This window comes from Argonema antarcticum A004/B2 (assembly GCF_023333585.1).
Lineage (GTDB): Bacteria > Cyanobacteriota > Cyanobacteriia > Cyanobacteriales > Aerosakkonemataceae > Argonema > Argonema antarcticum.
Map to the genome: position 1 here is coordinate 48,260 of NZ_JAIQZN010000026.1, position 20,512 is coordinate 68,771.

The following is a 20,512-nucleotide window of genomic DNA, read 5'->3' on the forward strand; positions in this document are numbered from 1 at the left end:
TCCCTCTCCCCCTCTCCCCCTCTCCCCCTCTTTCCCTAGCCCCTAGCCCCTAGCCCCTAGCCCCTAGCATTAGAAGCGTTCGCCAATGCCGAAGTGAATGCGAGAATCGCCGTTATCGTTGAGGCCATAATCTATCCTGATCGGGCCTAGCGGAGATTGAATTCGGACGCCTAGACCGTAGCCGAAGCCTGTACCGGGCTTACCCCGCACTCCAGCCGGGTCGCCGAGGACGCTTCCACCACTGCCAATATCCGTGCCAAAATCAACGAAAAGGGCTCCACCGACCACAGAGAAAACCGGGAAGCGATACTCAGCGGTGGCTTGGATATAACTGCGACCGCTACCCAAATCGCCTTCTTCATAACCACGCACAGAATTACTGCCACCAAGGGAAAAAGCCTCATAAGGAGGCAAATCGCCCAGCACTGTTCCCCCTTGAACGTTAAAAGCCAGAGCTTGTGCGCCAGTCGTGAAGTTAGTGAATTTGACTGGAATGTAATAACTGTAGCTGCCGCGCAGACGAGTCAGGAAAACATTCCCCAGACCGATCGGTACCGACTGTTCCAGACCAAACCGCAGTAAGGAACCGCTGGTAGTCCGCAGGGGATTGTTGCGTCGATCGCGCACTAAGCCAAGTTGGACTAATACCAGATCGTCTTTCCCCTCACCGCTAAAACTGAGATCGTTGCCCAATTCATCTACTGGACTGATATCGCCATCGCGATCGCGAATCGAAACTCGCTGATATTGAAGTCCTAAAGAAGATACCCATTCCGATTCGGCTAGGGGATTTTTTGACAGGGGACGGTTAAAAGTAACACCACCACCGATGCGGAGAATGCGGGGGCGATCGTCATTGGGTAGCCTAACTTCTGGATCGCCACCATCAAAAATCAAAGAAATAGAGCGGCGTCGGAAGAAATTCACAGTATAGGAAGTACGGTAGGGGTCACCGCCAATCCAGGGGTCAGTGAAGCGCAAGTCAAACAGCAGTTCCCGCTGACCCAACTGCACCTCTGCCCCTAACTTTTGGTTGTTTCCACCCAGGTTTTGCTGCTGATAGCTAACCGTACCAAATAAGCCGGAAGCAGAACTAATCCCAGCACCAGCTGCGATCGAACCCGCATTCCTTTCCTTCACATTCACGATCACATTGACTCTTCGCGGATCTTGTCCTGGATTCAACGAAACTTGGACATCTTCAAACAAACCCAGACGAAACACCCGCTGTAAATCTCTTTGTACTTCGTTGCGGTTAAATACCTGACCGGGTTTGAGCGCCAGTTCCCTGGTCACAATATACGATCGGGTACGACCTCGGATCGGCTGACCTTGCTCGTTGGTTGCTTCTCCTTCCTTATTCAAGAAGCGGACTTGAATATTCTCCACCACCCCTTCAGCAACCGACAGAGTGACTGTTCCGTCTGGATTGACCCGCGTGTCAACCACCTGGGCTAAGACGTAACCCTTGTCTTTGTACCACTGTTCTAAGCGCTTAATGCCCTCCTGTAGGTCGCGGAAGTTGAGAATATCGTTGTACTGTGAGCGAAAAGTTTCCTGAACAACAGTTTGGGGTAAAGCTTGATTGCCTTCTACCTGCACGGAACGCAGCACAGGGTTAGATTCTACGACAAAGGTCACTCTTACGCCCAAAGGAGTATCGCTAGGTTCGGCTCTGACTTTAGAGAAGTAGCCCGTGGCAAAGACAGCATTAATATCTTCTTGTAACTGAGAGCGTGTTGTAGTGCGTCCGGGGCGGGTGCGAATGGCATCATAAACGATCGATTGCAGTCTTCCTTCTACCCCGTTTACCAGTACTTCTGCCACCAACACCCTTGAATCTACTGGTGGGGCTTCACTTGGCTGAACGTTTATGGGTGGAGTAGAAGGCGCACGTTCGGGAATATCGATCTGGGGGTTTGCAGGCGATCGTCCCCCAGGAGTGAGGTTCAACTCAAGTTGATTGGGCGTTTCTTGTTCGGGAGCTGGGGTTCCTTGGGGTGGAACTCCTTGAGATGGCGGTGTTGCAGGTGTAGATTCGACGTTTGTAGGTGTTTCTGGTTCTGGATTTTCTCGCGGTGGAGTATCCTCTGCGGGTGCGGGCTGGGTTTGTGCTGTGGGTTCTACCCTTGGTGTTGTCTGGGTATTCGTTGGTCGGTCTCGATCGGTTGTTTGGGCGATAAATTGCGATTCAGGAGGGAAATGATTCAGAAGTAAAGATTCTGGATGAAAGGGGTTCTCAGCTTTTTCTGCATCTTGGAGCCCCCCAAACTTGGGGGGTTGGGGGGCTCCAGTGACCCCAAAATTAGGGGCACTGGGGGCAGAGGAAGAATTAGAAGAAATAGGCTCAGATGACGCTAAAATCCTCTCCTTTTCCCCTCTGTCCCTCTGCTCCTCTGCCCCTCTGCCCCTCTGCCCAGGTAGATTTGGCAGTTCTTGTAACGACTCGATCGCTTTACTGTGAGGTAAAGTTCCTACCTCAAATAGGAAGTTTTCCGCCAGGACAGTTTCTATATGACCCGAATGAGCGGTGAGCCCTAGATCCTGCCGATCTGGTAATGGCAAAGTATTTATGTGCGTAAACTCTTGCCCAAACGATAGATTGTTGGCTATACCTGTTTGGGAATCCGAGGTTTGTCCGTTTGCCGAATGCTGTAAACCGAGAGTAGCCCAAGTAATAGCTACTACCAAAACTGGAGATAAACGCATTTTGTTCACTTTGTTTAGCACTTCCACACACCATAATTGGGAATTTTAGATTTTAGATTTTAGATTTTAGATTTAATTTCAAGAAAGAAATCTGAAATCTTCTTCTTTTCCCCTCTGCCCCTCTGCACCTCTGCCCCTCTGCCCCTAGTCCCTCATCCTTTCTAGAACTCTCTCCAAGACTTGCTGATAACCGCTTTCTACATTTCCCAAGTCGCGACGGAAGCGGTCTTTATCCATGATTCGGCGATCGCGATCGGCTTCGGACTGGTTCCACAGACGACAAGTGTCGGGACTGATTTCGTCGGCTAGGAGCAGTTTTTCCTCCTGGTCAAGACCAAACTCCAGCTTGAAGTCTACCAGAGTAATGCCGCACTGGTTAAAAAATACAGTGAGGATTTCGTCGATCTCTAAGGCGAGTTCCTGGAGTCTTGAAACTTGTTCCGGGGTGGCCAGTTCCAGCAAGAAGAGGCGATCGCGTGTCAGAAGAGGGTCACCCAGGCCGTCATTCTTGTAGTAAAATTCGACTAACGGCTGTTTGAGAATAGTCCCTTCTGGCAACCCAGTTTGCTTGCAAAGACTACCAGCAGCAATATTTCTGACGACTACTTCTAAAGGTAAAATCTGTACGCGACGGACGCGCATTTGGTTCGGATTGGGACTGTCGATGAAGTGAGTGGCAATGCCGCTAGCTTCTAGCAGTGGGAACAAATGGCTGGAGATCGTACAGTTGATCTCGCCTTTGCCAACGATCGTGCCGCGCTTCTGGGCGTTAAATGCTGTGGCATCGTCTTTGAAGTGGGCGAGCAGAATCTCCGGGTCATCTGTGGTGTAAATAATTTTGGCTTTGCCTTCGTATAGTTTTGGCATTTTTTTTCAGTATTTAATAGTCAGTAGTTAATAGTCAGTTGTCAAGCTGTCAATTGTCAATTGTTTTAGGACTTACGCAAAGAAACCCGGTTTCTTGTAAAAATCGTGGGTTCAACACCTAAAGATATACGAATAAACAGGGTTTCTGACCTTCTCGTGCGTAAGTCCTGTGTCTGTTCTTTGCTGAGCATTCATCTTTCCATCAGGCATCACCTACATTGGGTAAATATTTACGAACCTGTCCCACCCTATTCAATTTTTCACTATAAAGATCTAGGGTAGATATAAATCTATAGAAGGTTGCCTCTCGTTATTTTTATAATTCAACTCAACAACACAAGCAAATCCCGCAATGTCCAACTACCTAAGTGTCCCACAGGAATCCAGGGACTAGACGAAATCACCGGGGGCGGACTGCCTAAAGGACGACCTACCCTTGTCTGTGGTTCTGCTGGGTGCGGTAAGACCCTGTTAGGGATGGAGTTTCTCGTTCGTGGCGCGACAGAATACGGCGAACCGGGGGTATTCATATCCTTTGAAGAGACGGTAGAAGAACTGACCCAAAACGTTACCTCTCTGGGATGGGATTTAGAGCAACTGGTAGCAGAAAAAAAGCTTGCCATTGACTGTTTATATATCGAGCCATCGGAAATTCAAGAAACCGGCGAATACGATTTAGAAGGTATCTTCATTCGGATCGGCTATGCGATCGATAGCATTGGTGCTAAACGAGTAGTATTAGATACAATTGAAGTGTTGTTCTCCGGTTTATCAAATACTGGCATTGTCCGGGCTGAATTGCGTCGTCTGTTTCGTTGGCTCAAAACCAAAGGTGTTACTGCTATTATCACGGGTGAACGGGGTGATAATAGCCTAACTCGTCAAGGCATAGAAGAATATGTTTCTGATTGCGTCATTCGTTTGGATCAGCGAATTTATGAAGAACTGTCTACCAGGCGACTGCAAATCTTTAAATATCGAGGTTCCCAACACGGCAGCAATGAATATCCTTTCTTAATCGAAGAAAATGGAATTTCTGTCTTACCAATTACCTCCATCGGGTTAAATCATAGCGTTTCTAGCGATCGCATCTCCTGCGGCATCCCGCGCCTAGATGCAATGCTAGGAGGGCAAGGCTACTTTCGCGGTAGCAGTGTTCTAGTCACTGGGATGGCTGGGACAGGCAAAAGTACGATCGCAGCCGCTTTTGCCGCCGCCACCTGTCAGCGAGGAGAAAAGTGTCTGTATCTCGCATTTGAGGAAGCACCCCAGCAAATTCTCCGCAATATGCGATCGATTGGTATGGATTTAGAGCCGTATATTCAACAGGAATTGCTACAAATTCAAGCATTACGTCCCACCGCCCACGGCTTAGAAGTACATTTAGTACAAATTCATCGATCGCTCAGCTATTTCCAGCCAACTACCGTTATCATCGATCCCATCAGCAACTTGACTCTGACGGGAAGCCCTTTGCAAATAAAAGCCTTCTTTATGCGCCTAATTGACTATTTAAAGTCACAACAGGTGACAGTGTTGATGAACAACCTGATTAGTGGTGGAAGTTCCCTAGAAAATACAGAGATCGGAATTTCTTCACTGATGGACACCTGGCTAGAAGTGCGCGTGATTGAAAGCAACGGTGAGCGCAACCGCATCCTGCAACTTATCAAATCTCGCGGCATGGAACACTCGAACCAGGTGCGGGAATTCCGGTTAACAAGTCAAGGTATAGAATTAGTAGATGTCTATTTAGGACAGAACAAGGTACTAACCGGAACCGCCAGGGCAATTCAAGAGTTAGCCGACAAACAAGCAAGTCTACGACGACAGCAACAGGTTGCCAATCGACGGCGAGAATTAGAACAGCAACGGCAAGTTATTCAGGCTCAAATTGCTACATTACAGATGCAGATGGAGGCAGAAAAAACAGAACTCGATCATCTAAATCAGGAGGAGAGTTTGGAGAAAGCCGGGTTTCTCCAAGATCAAGAGAGGATAGCGCAACTCCGTCGGGCTGATTAACCAGCTACCGCACTTAGAAAACAGGGATATAGCCGCTATGAATCAACAAAATGAACATAATTCGCCTGAATCGGAGAAATGGGAACTGCGACTGTACGTTGCGGGACAGACTCCAAAATCAGTCAGAGCTTTTGCCAACCTGAAAAAGCTCTGTGAAGAATACCTCCCCACTCAATATCAAATTGAAGTCATTGATTTATTGCATAACCCAGAGTTAGCAAAGCAAGATCAAATTCTAGCAATTCCAACCCTAGTGCGAAAACTGCCGATTCCGATTCGGCAAATCATTGGGGATTTATCTAATCAAGAAAAAGTTTTACTGGGACTTGAGATCGCAAAAATTGGGGAATAAAGAACCAGTCTGCGTTCATGCAGTAGAGAGGAAACAGTAATGGTGAATGAAAAGCCGTCGGAAGAAAATCAACTAATGGATCAAGAAAGCGATAATCTGATGGCGAACCTTGAGCAAGCGATCGCGGATTTGGAGCAGCAACCTTACTGTCTCCGGTTATATATTGCCGGAACTACCCCCCGTTCGACGCGGGCACTACAACGCATCAAATCAATCTGTGAAACTTATTTACAAGGACGGTATGAGTTAGAGGTGATTGATGTTTATCAGTCCTCTGAACAGATGCACCTAGATAATATTGTTGCCATCCCCACCCTGATCAAGCAACTGCCTCTCCCTCTGCAACGCATGGTTGGGGATCTGTCGGATACTGAAAAAGTATTGTTTGGGTTAGACATTGTACCTAAGTAGAATCCTCTCTTAATCGCTGGTGCTGACAATGAAAGATACTAATAAATCAAAAACAGAACTGTTAGCTGAAATTCAATCTTTGCGCGAGCGCCTAACCACCAGCGAGGAGATCCTGCGAGCGATTCAGCAAGGGGAAGTAGATGCCTTGGTTATTTCTACTCCCCAGGGTCAAAGAATTTTTACCCTCCAGAGTGCTGACCTGTCCTACCGACTGTTAGTTGAAGAGATGCAACAAGGCGCTGTAGTCCTTTCGACTGAAGGGCTAATTTTATACTGCAATAAAAGTTTTTCAAATTTATTGAAACAACCCTTAGAAAAGCTGATCGGTTCCTATTTTCAAGTTTTAATTTCCGCCCAGGATACCCATCTATTTCAAGCACGAGTTAAGCAAGCAGAAAGAGGCGAACGGCATCCTGTAGAACTGTTTTTGAATACCCACGATGGTCTTGAGATTCCTGTTTACCTATCCATCAATCATCTGCTCCTTGATGACTCCCCGATTAACTGTATTGTGATTACTGATTTAACTGAACAAAAGCGCCATGAAGAAACTCTGCAACAATATAAGCGCATAGTATCCACAACTATTGATGGAATTGTACTGCTTAATCGCAATTACATTTATCAGATGGCTAATCCAGCGTACCTATCTTGGTATAACAAACCCTCTAACGAAATAGTTGGACATTCAGTTGAGGATATTATCGGTCAGGAGCGTTTTGAAAAATTTAAGCCTTTGCTAGATCGATGTTTAGCTGGAGAAATTATTCAGTTTGAAAAGTGGTTTGAATATCCAGATGAAGTTAGAAAATTTCTGAGCGTTACTTATACACCTTATTTTGCAACTGAACGAGATATTTCAGGAGTAGTAGTTAGCCTGCGCGACATTACTAAGCTTAAACAAGCAGAGGAATCTTTGCAGGAGAGTGAATCGACGTTGCGAAGTTTCTTTAATAGTGGTGCAATGCCGATGGGTATTGTTGAACTACACGATGGAGATATCTTGCACATTTCCGATAATTGGGCGGCGGCTCAGTTTTTTGAGACTACCCCAGAAGCTATGCAAAATCAGTTTGCTAGTACCTTGGGAGTATCACCATCTACTATAAAGCGATGGACTGCCTATTACCAAGAATCTCAACAAATTCAAGCTCCCGTTCGGTTTGAACATTTCTATGAGACTTCGATAGATCGAGGATGGTTATCTGTAAGCGTTTGTCCTATTGAAGTTAGTTCCAGTGGCTATCCGCGATTTTGCTATGTGGCTAAAGACATTACAACTCGCAAACTCACCGAAGCTGCTTTAGCTAGAAGCGAGGAGCAACTGCGGTTGACATTCGATTTTACCCATATCGGTACTTGGGACTGGAATGTGCCTACAAATGAAGTTATTTGGAACGACAACCATTTTCGTTTGTTAGGAAGGGAACCACAACGATCGCGCGATCTTTATCAGCTATGGTGCAATGCAATTCATCCAGAAGATATTGATAGAATCGAACAGGCTTTATCAAATGCGTTGCTCCAGCATACTGACTATGAAGCTGAATACCGGGTTATATATCCCGATGGTACAATTCACTGGCTGGTGGGGAAAGGACGGGGGGTATATGACGAAGCGGGTGAAGCGCTGAGAATGCTGGGGGTGATTTTCGATGTGAGCGATCGCAAACAAGCAGAACAAATGCTGGAACTTCAGGCTGCGATCGCCCGTAACATGGCAGAAGGTATTGGCTTAGTGAGAGCCGATAATGGCATTATTGTCCATGCCAATCCTAAATTTGAGCAGATGTTTGGTTATGACCCAGAGGAACTTAATGGTCAGCACGTTTCGATTGTGAACTATGCCACTGAACCAGTAATCGCTGAAGAGGTAAATCAAGCGATTCGGGCTGCTGTTTTACAAAGAGGAGAATTTACCTACGAAGTCCATAATGTTAAGAAAGATGGTACTCCATTTTGGTGTAGTGCGACGACTTCTGTATTCCACCATCCCGAATACGGCGATGTTTTTGTTGCAGTTCATCAAGACATCACCGATCGCAAACAAGCCGAGGCGGAACTCCGCGAACTCAATCTGGCTTTGGAAAATGCGGTAGAAGGAATTGCCCGATTAGATGCTCAAGGACGCTATATCTCTATAAACCGAGCTTATGCACAGAAATGCGGTTATCAAGCCCGTGAAATGATCGGTATGGAATGGCCGCCAACTGTACACCCCGAAGATCGACCAAAAATGTTAGCCGCCTACCAAGAGATGCTAACTAAAGGCAAGGTGGAAGTTGAAGCCAAAGGCTTACGCAAAGATGGATCGACTTTTTATAAGCAATTAGTAATGATCTCAGCCTACGACTCAGAAAATAATTTTGTGGGGCATTACTGCTTTATGAAGGATATAACGGAACGCAAACAAGCCGAAGTTGAACTCGCTACCGCTAAAGAATCTGCTGAAGCGGCAAACCTTGCTAAAAGTGAATTTCTCGCCAATATGAGCCACGAAATTCGCACTCCCATGAATGCTATTCTAGGTTTTAGCGAGTTGTTACAAGGATCGATCTCCGACCCCCAACCCCGATCCTATCTCAACTCGATTGCTGCCAGTGGGAAAACGCTACTTGCCCTGATTAATGATATTCTCGATCTTTCAAAAATTGAAGCAGGTAAGTTAGAATTAGAATACGAGCCCGTTGATGTGCAATTGTTGGTGCGGGAAATTCAGCAGATTTTAGACCCGAAAGCCGTTAAAAAAAATTTGTCTCTCCTAGTAGAAATCGATGAAACTGTACCTAAAGCCATTCTATTTGACCCAATACGCCTGCGCCAAATTCTGTTTAATACGGTTGGTAATGCCCTAAAGTTTACAGAGGCAGGATCTGTTAAAATATCTGTGCGAGCGCAACTAGATCCATCGTTTTTATCGAATCGAGTACAGATGGAAATTGCGATCGCAGATACGGGGATTGGAATTTGCTTTGACCAACAAGAGAGTATCTTTGAAGCCTTTAAGCAAAGCGAAGGACAAAGCACTCGTAAATATGGGGGTACGGGTTTAGGTTTAGCGATTACTAAACGTCTGACTGAAATGCTCGGTGGGACAGTGAGTCTACAAAGCGAACTGAGCAAAGGCAGCGCTTTTACTTTTATCTTCCCAAATCTGACGATTACAGAGATCGAAACGCGATCGCTCATACCTTCAAAATTAGATGAAGATTTGAATCAATTCCAAGCTGCAACAGTGTTAGTGGTGGATGATGTTCAATATAACCTCGACTTAATTGCGGGATATTTTGCAGGTAGCAAACACCGCCTGTTGTTTGCACAAGATGGACAACAAGCGATTGAAGTCGCGCAAACATATTGCCCCGATGCGATCCTGATGGACTTGTGGATGCCAAATATGGACGGACTCCAAGCAACGCAATTGCTGAAACAGGACGAGGGAACCAAAAATATCCCTATTATGATCGTAACTGCCGTTTCGCGGCTAGAAGACGAAGCTACCGTGCGCTCTGTCTCCCAAGGGTTCTTACGCAAACCCGTTAGCCGTTCCCAACTTGTCACGGCGTTAAAACAAATTCTCCCCCAAGAAGCTAATTATTTCGCCGTTAATCAAGCGCCAATAACTCCCAGCCAAATCGATCGTATAAAACCAAATCCAAACGCCTTGACAAAGCTTCCAGAATTAGTCGAAAAACTCCGCCAAGAAGAAGAAAGCACTTGGTTGGAATTGTGTAAAACCATGAAACGGCGAGATATCCAAGCCTTTGTCGAACGTTTGCGAGATTTGGTACAAGAATACCAATGTCAAGTCCTTTTGGAATATCTCACGACTTTAGAAAGTCAGTTATCAGCCTTTGACTGGGAGCGATTGCCTCAGACAATACAAAGATTTCCAGAAGTGAGGGAGCAGTTGTTATGAACTCATTAAAACCAGAAAATTGCTTAATTTTAGTCGTAGATGATGTGAGCGAAAATCTGCAATTGATTGCATTAATACTAGAAAAAAGAGGTTATGAAACCACTTTTGCAACTAGCGGACAGCAAGCTTTAGAGCGCGTCCAAACTGCCAAACCTGATTTAGTTCTATTAGATTTTATGATGCCAGAGATGAACGGTATGGAAGTTTGCGAAAAACTCAAAGCTAATCCCGATGTAGCAGACATTCCGATCATTTTTATTACTGCTAGCCACGAACAAGAGCATTTAATCCAAGCTTTTGAAAAAGGGGCTGTTGATTACATTACCAAACCATTTAAAACACCAGAGTTACTAGCCCGTGTGCGGACGCACTTAGAGTTGAGATATACGCGGGATCAATTGAAAAAATCTCTGGCAGACCAAGCAAAATTAACAAAAAATCTAGAAAGATTAGCTAATACAGATCCATTAACTGGAGTCTGGAATCGTCGTTATTTGTTAACTTTGTGTGAGCAAGAAATTAACAGAGCTTATAGATATAAACGTTTGTTTTCTTTATTAATGCTTGACTTGGATCACTTCAAGCAAATTAACGATATTTATGGACACGCAGTAGGAGATGAAGTGCTGATAGCGATGACAAAAGTTGTCCAATATTGTCTGCGAGAAGTGGATTTTTGGGGGCGATTTGGGGGTGAAGAATTTGTTGTGATTCTACCAGAGACTAATCTTGATGCGGCGGTAGATGTGGCTGAACGTATCCGCCAAAACCTGGAAAAAACAGCCATTAGCGTTGAAGGGGAACAGGTGAAAATTACAGTCAGTATTGGAGTATCTAGCTATCAATTGGACGATCAAAAGATTGATGTTGTACTCCAACGAGCTGACAAGGCACTTTATGAAGCCAAAAACCAAGGGCGCAACCGAATCGCACTCTTTGGTACTTAGATGCTATAGCTAGCCCTCTTCCCTCTTCCCTCTTCCCTCTTCCCTCTTCCCTCTTCCCCTAGCCCCTAGCCCCTTTGCCCCCTCCCCTAGCCCCTAGCTAACTACTTGGTTGTCATGCTGTAAACGCCATCCCAAGATTCAGGGGGTGGTTCTAAGAGATATTTTTGGGCTCGTTCTAGGTGGACGGCGATCGCTTGGTCAAAGGAACGGATTTTCTGAGCGTTCTCAAAATTGGCGATCGCACGAAAGAAGTCCCTCGCTAAGTAAGCTTCTCGTCCCGCACCGTAATGTGCTAAAAATTCATGGTCTGAGTCCTTAAGAGATTGGGTGCGATTCCCAATCAACTCATAGATAGTGACGGCTTCGTGTTTTCCTTTGACCCTAATTTTGTCGAGTTCGCGCACCCAGATGCGATCGCCGCAGAGGTTATAGGTAAACTCGCTCAAAATAATATCGCAACCATACTCCTTAGTGACACCCTCCAACCGAGAACTTAGGTTAACTCCATCCCCAATCACCGTATAATCCATTCGTTTTTGAGAACCAATATTGCCCGAAACCACATCTCCCGAACTAATCCCAATCCCAATGTGGATTTGGGGCTGAGCGGCAATAATGCGCCGATGGTTAAATATAGCAAGACGCCGACGCATATCCAGCGCTGTTTGAATAGCCAACCAGGCATGATCTTTTAAAGGTAGAGGCGCACCAAAAACAGCCATCAGAGCATCCCCAATAAACTTATCCAACGTGCCTTCGTGGTTAAAGACTGCCTCTACCATTGTTTCAAAGTACTGATTCAGCAGCGATACCACTTTAGCCGCGCCCAAATTTTCCGTCAGAGTAGTGTAGCCCCGAATATCGGAAAATAAAATGGTCACTTCCTTGCGTTCGCCTACCATCAAGGTATCTTCCGCCTGTGCCATCACTCGTTCCGCTACGCCCGGTGTCATGTAGCGGTACAGAGTGGTTTTCATGCGTTTTTCTTGAGAGATGTCTTCTAACACCACTAAACCGCCTCGGACGCCTCCTTCTGGATTAGTCAGCGGGTTGACTGTCAGATTGATACTGCGTTCTATTTCTTTGACTTTTTCCTTGGGTACGTAAGCGGGGGTTGTAGCGGGTTCGTTCCAGGGGATAAAGATATCGGGATTGGTGCGATCGCGAATTGCCAGAACGTAGGAAATTGTATCGTCTTCAGCATTTGGATGATGGTTGTTTTCTGCTAGTTCCTTATTTTGTGGAGGTTCTATCCACAAACCTACCGTCAAGCTTTGTTCAGGCACGTAATGCTTCGCCGCATTTTTGAGGCTATCCTGTAGCCGCATTTGCAGATTTTCGATCGGCACGACCTCCCAGACAATGCGACTTATCAGTTTTTGTTCCCAAATCTGCTTGTGGGTTTTACTGCTAGTTTGTTGCAGGGGACAACCCAGCAATTCCAGAGCTGCATCGTTGATAGTCACGATTCTACCTTCCATATCGGTGGAAATCACCGCATCTGAGAGACTTTGCAGGATATCTTTTTGATATTGCTTTTCAAGAAGGACATTTTCAAATAGTTTGGCATTTTCCAGGGCGATCCCAGCTTGAATATTAAACGCCCGCATAAATTCTTCATCAGAGCTGGTGAAACTGCCTTGGTTTTTGTTAATTAACTGCGTAACGCCGATCAGGTTGCTACTGGAGTTAAAAACGGGCAGACAGAGTATATTCCGGGTGACGTAGCCGGTACGCTTGTCTGTGCTGGGGTCAAAGCGGGGGTCTTTGTAGGCGTCGGGGATATTCAGTGGCCCCCCTGTAGAGGCGACGTAGCCTGCGATCCCCCTGTTAGCGGGAATGCGAATTTCCAGAACTGTTTTGCCATCTGCGGCGGCAACTTTCGTCCACAGCTCGCCAGTTTCTTTGCTGAGTAAGAATAGGGTACTGCGATCGGCCTGCATGAGATTGCGGGCTTGATCCATTACAGAGCGCAAAGTAGTCTCCAGGTCAAGACTCTGGCCAAGAGTTTGGGTAGCTTTTAGTAGGGCCGCAGCGCCGCGTTGGTTGCGGGCGGCGACATAGAAGGACTGACAGCTTTCCAGGATGATGCCGATGCTGGACGCAAAATCGCGAAATATCTCTTCGTCTTCGCTATTGAAGGGGGTATTGCTAGTTTTGTTAGTTAGCTGGACTACCGCGACGATCTGCTCTTTGCTGCTCAAAACCGGCATACACAGGATGTTGCGGGTGTAATAGTTAGTCTGTTTATCTAGTTCTGGATTAAATAGAGGGTGATTGTAGGCATCGGGGATATTGAGACATTCGCCAGTCGTGGCTACGTGACCGGCGACGCCGACATTCATCGGTAGCCGTATTTCAATAGGCTTTTCACCTTCGCTTTGGGATATTTTCGACCATAGTTGACCTTTATCGGCGTCTACCAAAAAGATCGTGGTGCGATCGGCCAGGAGAATTTGGCCGATTTTCAGCGTAATGGCCTCTAGAGTCCTCTCCAGCATGGTTTCTAGGGCTTCGTTGTTGATTAGATCGATCGCCCTCAGAAATTGCTGGAATTCTGCGGTGATAAAGTCTAACAGGCAGACAAATTCTGGAACCGAAAGAGTTTTGACGCGCTGCATCAGCGCGTCGGTGCGATGCACTTGAGTCAGCTGAGTCAACGTCGCCAGGACGCTACCAGTGTTCGCGAGTGTCATAAGAATTTTAGATTTTAGATTTTAGATTTAGTGGGGAGTGGGGGAGTGGGGAAGTGGCGACTTCCTCTCCCTACTACTGTAAGGGCGAAGCATTTTTGCCAATAAATTTTGATGCTTAGGCAAAAGTTATCTCCAAAATTGCTTTGCCCCTACTCTTTACTCCCTACTCCCTACTACCTACTACCTACTACCTATTTTGGGTAAGGCAACTTACTACGAATGTATCTGCTTAGCTTCTTAGGAACAAGGGATTTTAATTTTTCCCTCTACCCTTTTCCCTCTACCCCCTAGCCCCATTTTGACTTTTGACTTTTGACTTTTGACTTTTTTAGTCCCTAGTCCCTTTTTGATAATAGCGTTGGAGTTGGCGGGTGGCGGCTGCCCAGCCCCAGCGTTCTGCTTCTTGGCGAGCGTTTTGACGTACTGTTTCGCGTTCTTCTGGATTGGCTAGCAGGCGTTGGGTAGCGACGATCGCACCTTGTTCGTCGGTGGGGTCAAATAAGTAGCCGTTGATTCCATCTGTCACGATGTCGGGAATGCCACCTGAACGCGCTGCTACGACTGGACACCCGGCTGCCATTGCTTCTAGCAACACTAATCCCAATGTTTCGGTGCGGGAGGGGAATATAAAGGCGTCGGCAGAAGCATAAGCGGAGGTGAGTTCTCGGCCTCGCAGATAGCCAACAAAATTGGTGGGTGTTCCGGCGAAGAGTTTCTCTAAGGCTTCTCGATTGGGGCCATCTCCTACTAAAGCTAGGCGGGCGTCTGGGATGGCTTCTAGGACGGGTTTGATGCGATCGATTTCTTTTTCGGCACCCAGGCGTCCTACATACAGCAGCAAGGGGCTATCTGGGTGTCCTTGACTGAGGTGCGATCGCATTTCTCTGCTTGCTAAGTCGGGATGAAACAATTCTGTATCGACTCCCCGCTGCCACAAATCTACCCTTTCAATGCCGTGGCTTCTCAGTTCCTGCACCATCGCCATTGAGGTACAGAGATTCAAATCTGCCTGATTATGCGCTGATTTGAGCAGTTCCCATAACAAACCTTCCAGCATTCCCAATCCGTAGTGCTGTAAATACTGAGGTAGATGGGTATGATATGATGCCACTAAAGGAATTTTCAGCATCTTACCGTAGAACAAACCGGCTAATCCCAAAATAGCTGGGTTAACGACGTGAATGATATCTGGCTTCCATTCTTCTAGGGCGTGACCGATCGCCGGACGCGGTACTGCCATTTTTAATTCTGGATACATTGGTAGCGGGAAGCCGGGAACTCCGTAAATTTTGGCTCCTTTATATTCCGGCACACCGTAATCGGGCGAAAAAATTAATACTTTGTCGCCGTTACGCTGTAAATGATCGATCGTATGGCACAGGCGCGTTACGATGCCATCAATCTTGGGCAAAAACGTTTCGGTGAATAGGGCAATTCGCATAAAAACTGGTTATTAAGGATCTGATAATCCTAGCTTTTTGGCAATGTCGGGATTGGTAACGGGATACAACAACTCGCGGGGTGTCAGCAAATTTGTCCAGTCACCGCTTTTGTATTGATGCTGTTGTTGCACAAATTCTGAGATATCTTCGATATCGATAATCCATTCTGTTGCATAACGGGATAAAATTTCCCCCCGCAAACCCAGCTGAATAGCGCGTCGTTCGAGTTTTGCGCCGCTAGGATGACGATCGGGGTCCCATTGCAGTCGAACTGATGAGTGTTTAACAGCTTTTTTCCATTCTGCTTCGCTACTATACAAATCTGGGATGTAGCTCGAATGAACGACATTTGCCAAAATTTCATCAAATGCCGATCGTTTTAGCTTCACCGCGAGAATTACTTCTTGTCCTGGTTTTGTTCCCCATTCGGAACGATACATCATCCAGAGAAAGTTAGGTTTTATCCAACTCATGCGGTTAAGTCTAAATTCACCGCCGAAATAGCCGTGTGAGGCGGCAAAGTGGCCGCTCGCCTGTCGATAAGCTTGATAGACAATAACAAAATTATCGTCAAACTGGGCTATAATATGACGACCTGTTTTTGGCGATCGGCTCACTTGTGCTAAATACGGTTCTGTTACCAGCCTCACAAAAATAGACTCCTAGAATTTCAAATTTCAGATTTAAGATTTCAAAACTTTACGTTTGATTTAAGATTTTCAATCTTAAATCTGAAATTATAGTCACAGTCAGATATGTTAGGACAGTATTGAGCTATTCCCTGCAAGGAAGCAACTGTGTTTGCACTCAGTACTCAGCACTCAGCACGCCTAACTATCTGTGCCAAGAAACTTTGGGCAGAATTTGGTTTTTATCAACGCGATGTTGATACTTGACGGCGAAGTTTAATAGGGAATCGATCAGTGCCTCTGAGAGATAATGAGGCTGCAATCCGAGACTTAATAAACTGGTGTTTTTAGCGTTGAAGTAATGTTCTTCTTTTTCAATTCTGGGGTTATCCAGATGATTGATTTCCACATCGAGTCCGAGGGAATGACTTGCTTTTTTCACCATCATGGCTAAGTCGCCAACGCTAAACATTTCGGTGAATTGGTTAAAAACGCGGAATTCACCGGCAGCTGCTGGATTGGCTAGTGCAATTTCCATACATCGCACGGTATCCCGAATATCCAAGAAACCGCGAGTTTGTCCGCCTTTACCATACACTGTAATCGGATGTCCGATCGCTGCTTGAATGCAGAACCGATTCAGCGCGGTGCCAAAAACACCATCGTAGTCAAGGCGGTTAATCAGCAGTTCGTCCATGCCAGTTTCTTCCGTCAGCACGCCGTAAACGACACCCTGATTCAAGTCTGTGGCACGCAAACCCCACATCCGACAGGCAAAGTGGATGTTGTGACTGTCGTGAACTTTAGAGTTACCGCACCAAACAGGCTTGCCATTGCGACGAACCAGTACAATACCGTCTCCCGGCACTTCACAACAATAAACCTGTCCGCAGTAATCTTCCATCCAGTCGTTCGGTTCTTCGGGGAATTGATTAACTTGGCAAATAGTCGATTTGGTGATATTTACCCGATATTCGTTCCCAAAACGAGATACATTGGCTGAAAGACCCAACTTGATCGCAATTTCCTGGACATCATCTGCCAGTTGACGAGAAACTGTATAATAACGCCCGTAATCCTTTTCTCGGTTCATCCAAGTTCCGTCACCTTCCATCAAAGCATCGAAGAGAATTCGTAGCTGACGGCGCGACAGATTGAGTAACTCTTTGGGAATGTGTTTGTCGTAGCTTTTACCCAGATGTTTCAGGTAAACAGCCAATTGCGTGCTGAAGAGATAGTGAACTATCAAATCGCTGTCTTTAATTGGATAAGCGCTATAACTGCATCCAATAGCATCGGCAATTCGCCCCAATGCTAAGGCAACTTGGTCGGAGTGAAGACCCGATTTCTGAGGTACGGCAATCCGATTTGGCGCTTTCTTGCGTCCACTATCGACTGAGCCTTCCGCAATATACCATCCTAAAAAGCACAACCAGTCATCCATTCGGATCTCGACTGGTGGTTTGGTTGTGGGAACGTATCCGCCGTTGAGGTAGCTGTATCCGGGTAAGGTAAACGTCGCTACTTCTTCTCCTTCCCACTCACAACCGATGTGGTAGCGGTTGTACTTATGCAGGATTTCACCAGCAACCTCGAAGCGCATCTGTTCGCTGTCATCGCGCTTTTTGTACGAAGTCACCATGCGATGATTTGGGGTGACACATAAATCGAGTCGCCGTCCCTCCAGGCAGTACATCTGTCCTTCGTAATAGTAGGACATTAAAGCTGTCGGTTTAGCGTAGACTAGCTGTGCTGAGGACAACTGTCTGGTGGCAACCTCATCTTCTGGACTAACATCTTTGAATAGTTTCCAGCCATTGCGCGTTAAGACTTCTGTTTGGTCGTCATAACACAGGTGGTAAAAACTGCCTGGTTGCTTAGGATACGGAAGTGTATCTTTGCGACCGTTATGCTCGATCGTGATGTAACCTTCTTCGATGTCGATGTTGGGCGTACCGTATTCGCCCATCGTTCCCAACTTCACCAAGTGGCAATCTGGGAAATCTTCCCTCATGGCGTATAGGAGATTCAGCGTACCAACGACGTTGTTAACCTGAGTAAGTACGGCGTGTTCGCGATCGATCATCGAGAAAGGGGCCGATCGCTGTTCGCCAAAATGCACTATTGCCTCTGGCTCAAACTTGTGCAGCGTTTTGCTCAAGAAATCGTAGTTGGTGATATCGCCAATAAACAGGTCAATGGATTTGCCTGTAAGATCGCGCCAGCGCTGGAGGCGGTGCTGGATGGGTGCGATCGGCGTGAGGGTCTCAACGCAAAGCTCTAAATCCCAGTGTCGCCGCACCAGGCTATCCAAAATGGCGACCTCATAACCTCGGTTGGAAAGGTAGAGTGCAGTTGCCCAACCACAATAGCCATCGCCACCAATAACCAGGACTCTCATCTTTCTAAAATCTTGTTGACTGACACTCGCTAAATCTACCAGGTTTGGGTACACTCTCAACTAAGAAAATGTAGGGCGTCGGGAGTGGGGGAGTGGGGGAGTGGGGGAGTGGGAGAGTGGGGAGAGTGGGGGAGTGGGGGAGTGGGGGAGTGGGAGAGTGGGGGAGTGGGGGAGTGGGGGAGTGGGAGAGTGGGGGAATTATTATGTACATTTTCTACTGCTCTCCCGATCTTTCCCTAGCCCAAGTGCCTCTACACTTTGATCTCGTCGGCAAAGGTAGCCCAACGGACAAAGTAGAAGGGGCCGGCGACAGAACCCCAGATATGTTCGTCGGTTTCTGGGTCGCGTCCGCGATCGAGGCTGATAAATTTTTCTTCATCAATCTCGAATTCGCTATCCAGGTAGGTGTTTCTGCCGTTGCGAAACACCATGCAACTTTTACCTGGTTCCACCCTGCCTTTGAAGCAGCTGCCAGTCCACTCTACAATCATGTTGCAGCCCGGTAATTTCTCTAAGTGTTCTGCTTTGAGGTTTTGCAGTTGCTTGAGGTCGCGTGAGGCTCCGTAGAACTTTTGTTCGTTCTTGACGATATAATTTTCGATTTCGATGTGCTTCCCCGTATTGAGCAATTTCAGAACTCGCAGGCGGTAAGGGTTATTCAGGGTATAGTCGTAGGCTTGTTCCACAAAGAAACTTACCCCCGATAGTACTTCTAGGGGTAAGGGACGCATACAAACGCGAATATGGGCATAAAATGGCGGATTTTCAAAGGCTTGGGCTTGGTTGCTGAAGTCTGCTGCCATCAAGCGAGCTAAGGTAGCGATATCCGTCGAATGAGTCATTGTTTATCAAATTTTGCTTGTTTAGGAACGATCGCAAGTCATTTTAACAAAATGGGATCTTGTGCATAACTGTGACTTCGATCGCATATTAGTTCGGGTTTGACTCACCGATCGCCATCAGTATTATCACAGAGGAGACATCCGCAGAATCACCCACCATCAAAGGAAACGGAGGGATGATAAAGATGTCGAGTTCAAAGCAACCCCATGTCCCCAGTTAACCTCCTCCCCGGCGCAATCGAAGAACTAATCGCTACCGTTACCGACACGCACCGCCTCACCAAAGCCGATCGTTATGGTATGATGGCCGCTATCCTGGAGGAGTCCACCACAGATGAACAACGCGGCTGTCTCGATCGCCTCATTCGTTCTCTCGTCAAAGGCCGCATTCAAGTAGCTGACGAATTATCAATAGTAATGTAAATAACACCCTGGGAAAGCGGAACTCGACACTCTCAGCTTTAACAGTCTCAAAGTCTACAGAAACCCGGTTTCTCCAAGAAACCGGGTTTCTGACCTTCTCAGCGAGAGTAGGTTGGGTTTCGCTTCTCTCAACCCAACCTACCAAAAAATGATTATTTCACCTCAGAACACAGTAAAGGCCCTAGTCCCCAGCCCCTAGCCCCTAGCTATAACACCTCCTATGAAACTCCAAGCTATTGATGAATCGGAATTTAACCAAATTGATGCTTCCCGAAAATTGATTACCCACCAACATCCTCGCCAATTCGCCATTATCGATCTCGGTAATGAATTGGGACGCTACGGAATTAGTTGGAATAGCGACCTGATTGAACCGATGTTAAAACTATCGCCAGATGGACAGATAGTTTGGGTGGGAGTAGAGCAAAAGCTGGCAGCTATTTGTACGATAGACGGCCAAACTTTGTTAATTTTACCACTGACTTGCTATTTAGTACAAATGCTAACTTTAGACGATGTAACTGCTGTAATTACTGAAGAGGAATTGCTAATTTTCAATCGCAGAGGCTCTATTCGCTATAGTAAGGCTTTGCCTGATATAGCAATAGGAATGTCAGCGATCGACGAATATTTGGTGATTAAATTGCAAGAAGGCGAGACTTTGCTCTTAGATCCTCAAACTTGTACTTTTAAGCAGACTTCTTTTGTGGGACACAACTTGTAGGGTGCGTCAGACGGTGAAAACCTGATTTTCTCGATCGTAACTTCGTCTGACGCACGCTACTATGTACTAAAGCTGACCAAAAGAACTGCTTAACGCCATGAACTCTCTAGATCGATACTAATTGT

The 20,512-nt window shown here is 46.4% G+C and carries 14 protein-coding genes and 2 pseudogenes; 7 read left to right on the forward strand and 9 right to left on the reverse strand.

Annotated elements, in window-relative coordinates; translation table 11 throughout:
- Positions 1 to 69 precede the first annotated feature (69 nt).
- Together LAY57_RS13620 and purC are read right to left on the reverse strand one after the other, a co-directional pair.
- Positions 70 to 2,709, reverse strand: a complete 2,640-nt coding sequence (locus LAY57_RS13620) for a BamA/TamA family outer membrane protein (RefSeq protein WP_249067320.1) — start codon at positions 2,707 to 2,709, stop codon at positions 70 to 72.
- Positions 2,710 to 2,853: 144 nt separating this feature from the next.
- Complete coding sequence (gene purC / locus LAY57_RS13625) at positions 2,854 to 3,576, reverse strand: phosphoribosylaminoimidazolesuccinocarboxamide synthase (RefSeq protein ID WP_249067321.1); 723 nt, start codon at positions 3,574 to 3,576, stop codon at positions 2,854 to 2,856.
- A 300-nt stretch (positions 3,577 to 3,876) separates the two neighbouring features.
- On the opposite strand from purC, the gene kaiC reads away from it, so the two are divergent.
- Genes kaiC through LAY57_RS13650 form a run of 5 tightly spaced genes read left to right on the forward strand, consistent with a single transcriptional unit; the run spans position 3,877 to position 11,230 of the window.
- Positions 3,877 to 5,601, forward strand: a complete 1,725-nt coding sequence (gene kaiC / locus LAY57_RS13630; RefSeq protein WP_275993959.1) for a circadian clock protein KaiC — start codon at positions 3,877 to 3,879, stop codon at positions 5,599 to 5,601.
- 37 nt (positions 5,602 to 5,638) lie between these two features.
- The gene (locus tag LAY57_RS13635) at positions 5,639 to 5,953 is read left to right on the forward strand and encodes a circadian clock KaiB family protein (protein WP_249067322.1); all 315 of its coding nucleotides are present in this window, start codon (positions 5,639 to 5,641) and stop codon (positions 5,951 to 5,953) included.
- Positions 5,954 to 5,992: 39 nt separating this feature from the next.
- Positions 5,993 to 6,364, forward strand: coding sequence for a circadian clock KaiB family protein (locus LAY57_RS13640; protein WP_249067323.1), 372 nt, complete (start codon positions 5,993 to 5,995; stop codon positions 6,362 to 6,364).
- 28 nt (positions 6,365 to 6,392) lie between these two features.
- The gene (locus LAY57_RS13645) at positions 6,393 to 10,283 is read left to right on the forward strand and encodes a PAS domain-containing hybrid sensor histidine kinase/response regulator (RefSeq protein WP_249067324.1); all 3,891 of its coding nucleotides are present in this window, start codon (positions 6,393 to 6,395) and stop codon (positions 10,281 to 10,283) included.
- Entirely contained in the window at positions 10,280 to 11,230 is a 951-nt protein-coding gene (locus tag LAY57_RS13650) for a diguanylate cyclase (protein WP_249067325.1), read from the forward strand. The genes LAY57_RS13645 and LAY57_RS13650 overlap by 4 nt, the downstream gene beginning before the upstream one ends.
- A gap of 101 nt (positions 11,231 to 11,331) precedes the next feature.
- Here LAY57_RS13650 and LAY57_RS13655 read toward each other — a convergent pair whose 3' ends face one another.
- From LAY57_RS13655 to LAY57_RS13685, 7 genes and pseudogenes are all read right to left on the reverse strand, one after another.
- A complete protein-coding gene (locus LAY57_RS13655; protein ID WP_249067326.1) occupies positions 11,332 to 13,926 on the reverse strand; it encodes a GAF domain-containing protein in 2,595 nt (864 codons plus the stop codon).
- Between the two features lie 328 nt (positions 13,927 to 14,254).
- Entirely contained in the window at positions 14,255 to 15,367 is a 1,113-nt protein-coding gene (locus LAY57_RS13660; protein ID WP_249067327.1) for a glycosyltransferase family 4 protein, read from the reverse strand.
- 12 nt (positions 15,368 to 15,379) lie between these two features.
- A complete protein-coding gene (locus tag LAY57_RS13665; RefSeq protein WP_249067328.1) occupies positions 15,380 to 16,018 on the reverse strand; it encodes a DUF4291 domain-containing protein in 639 nt (212 codons plus the stop codon).
- 184 nt (positions 16,019 to 16,202) lie between these two features.
- Positions 16,203 to 16,805 (reverse strand): annotated as a pseudogene (locus tag LAY57_RS13670) (NAD-dependent epimerase/dehydratase family protein); the annotation flags it as partial.
- A gap of 1,044 nt (positions 16,806 to 17,849) precedes the next feature.
- Positions 17,850 to 18,398 (reverse strand): annotated as a pseudogene (locus LAY57_RS13675) (NAD-dependent epimerase/dehydratase family protein); the annotation flags it as partial.
- Positions 18,399 to 18,402: 4 nt separating this feature from the next.
- A complete protein-coding gene (locus LAY57_RS13680; protein ID WP_249067329.1) occupies positions 18,403 to 18,609 on the reverse strand; it encodes a hypothetical protein in 207 nt (68 codons plus the stop codon).
- A 40-nt stretch (positions 18,610 to 18,649) separates the two neighbouring features.
- A complete protein-coding gene (locus LAY57_RS13685; protein WP_249067330.1) occupies positions 18,650 to 19,240 on the reverse strand; it encodes a chromophore lyase CpcT/CpeT in 591 nt (196 codons plus the stop codon).
- 207 nt (positions 19,241 to 19,447) lie between these two features.
- Between LAY57_RS13685 and LAY57_RS13690 the strand changes: the two genes are divergently transcribed.
- Positions 19,448 to 19,663 carry a hypothetical protein gene (locus LAY57_RS13690; protein WP_249067331.1) on the forward strand — a complete coding sequence of 72 codons (216 nt, stop codon included), beginning with the start codon at positions 19,448 to 19,450 and terminating at the stop codon, positions 19,661 to 19,663.
- Between the two features lie 220 nt (positions 19,664 to 19,883).
- Positions 19,884 to 20,387 carry a hypothetical protein gene (locus LAY57_RS13695; RefSeq protein ID WP_249067332.1) on the forward strand — a complete coding sequence of 168 codons (504 nt, stop codon included), beginning with the start codon at positions 19,884 to 19,886 and terminating at the stop codon, positions 20,385 to 20,387.
- Positions 20,388 to 20,512 lie beyond the last annotated feature (125 nt).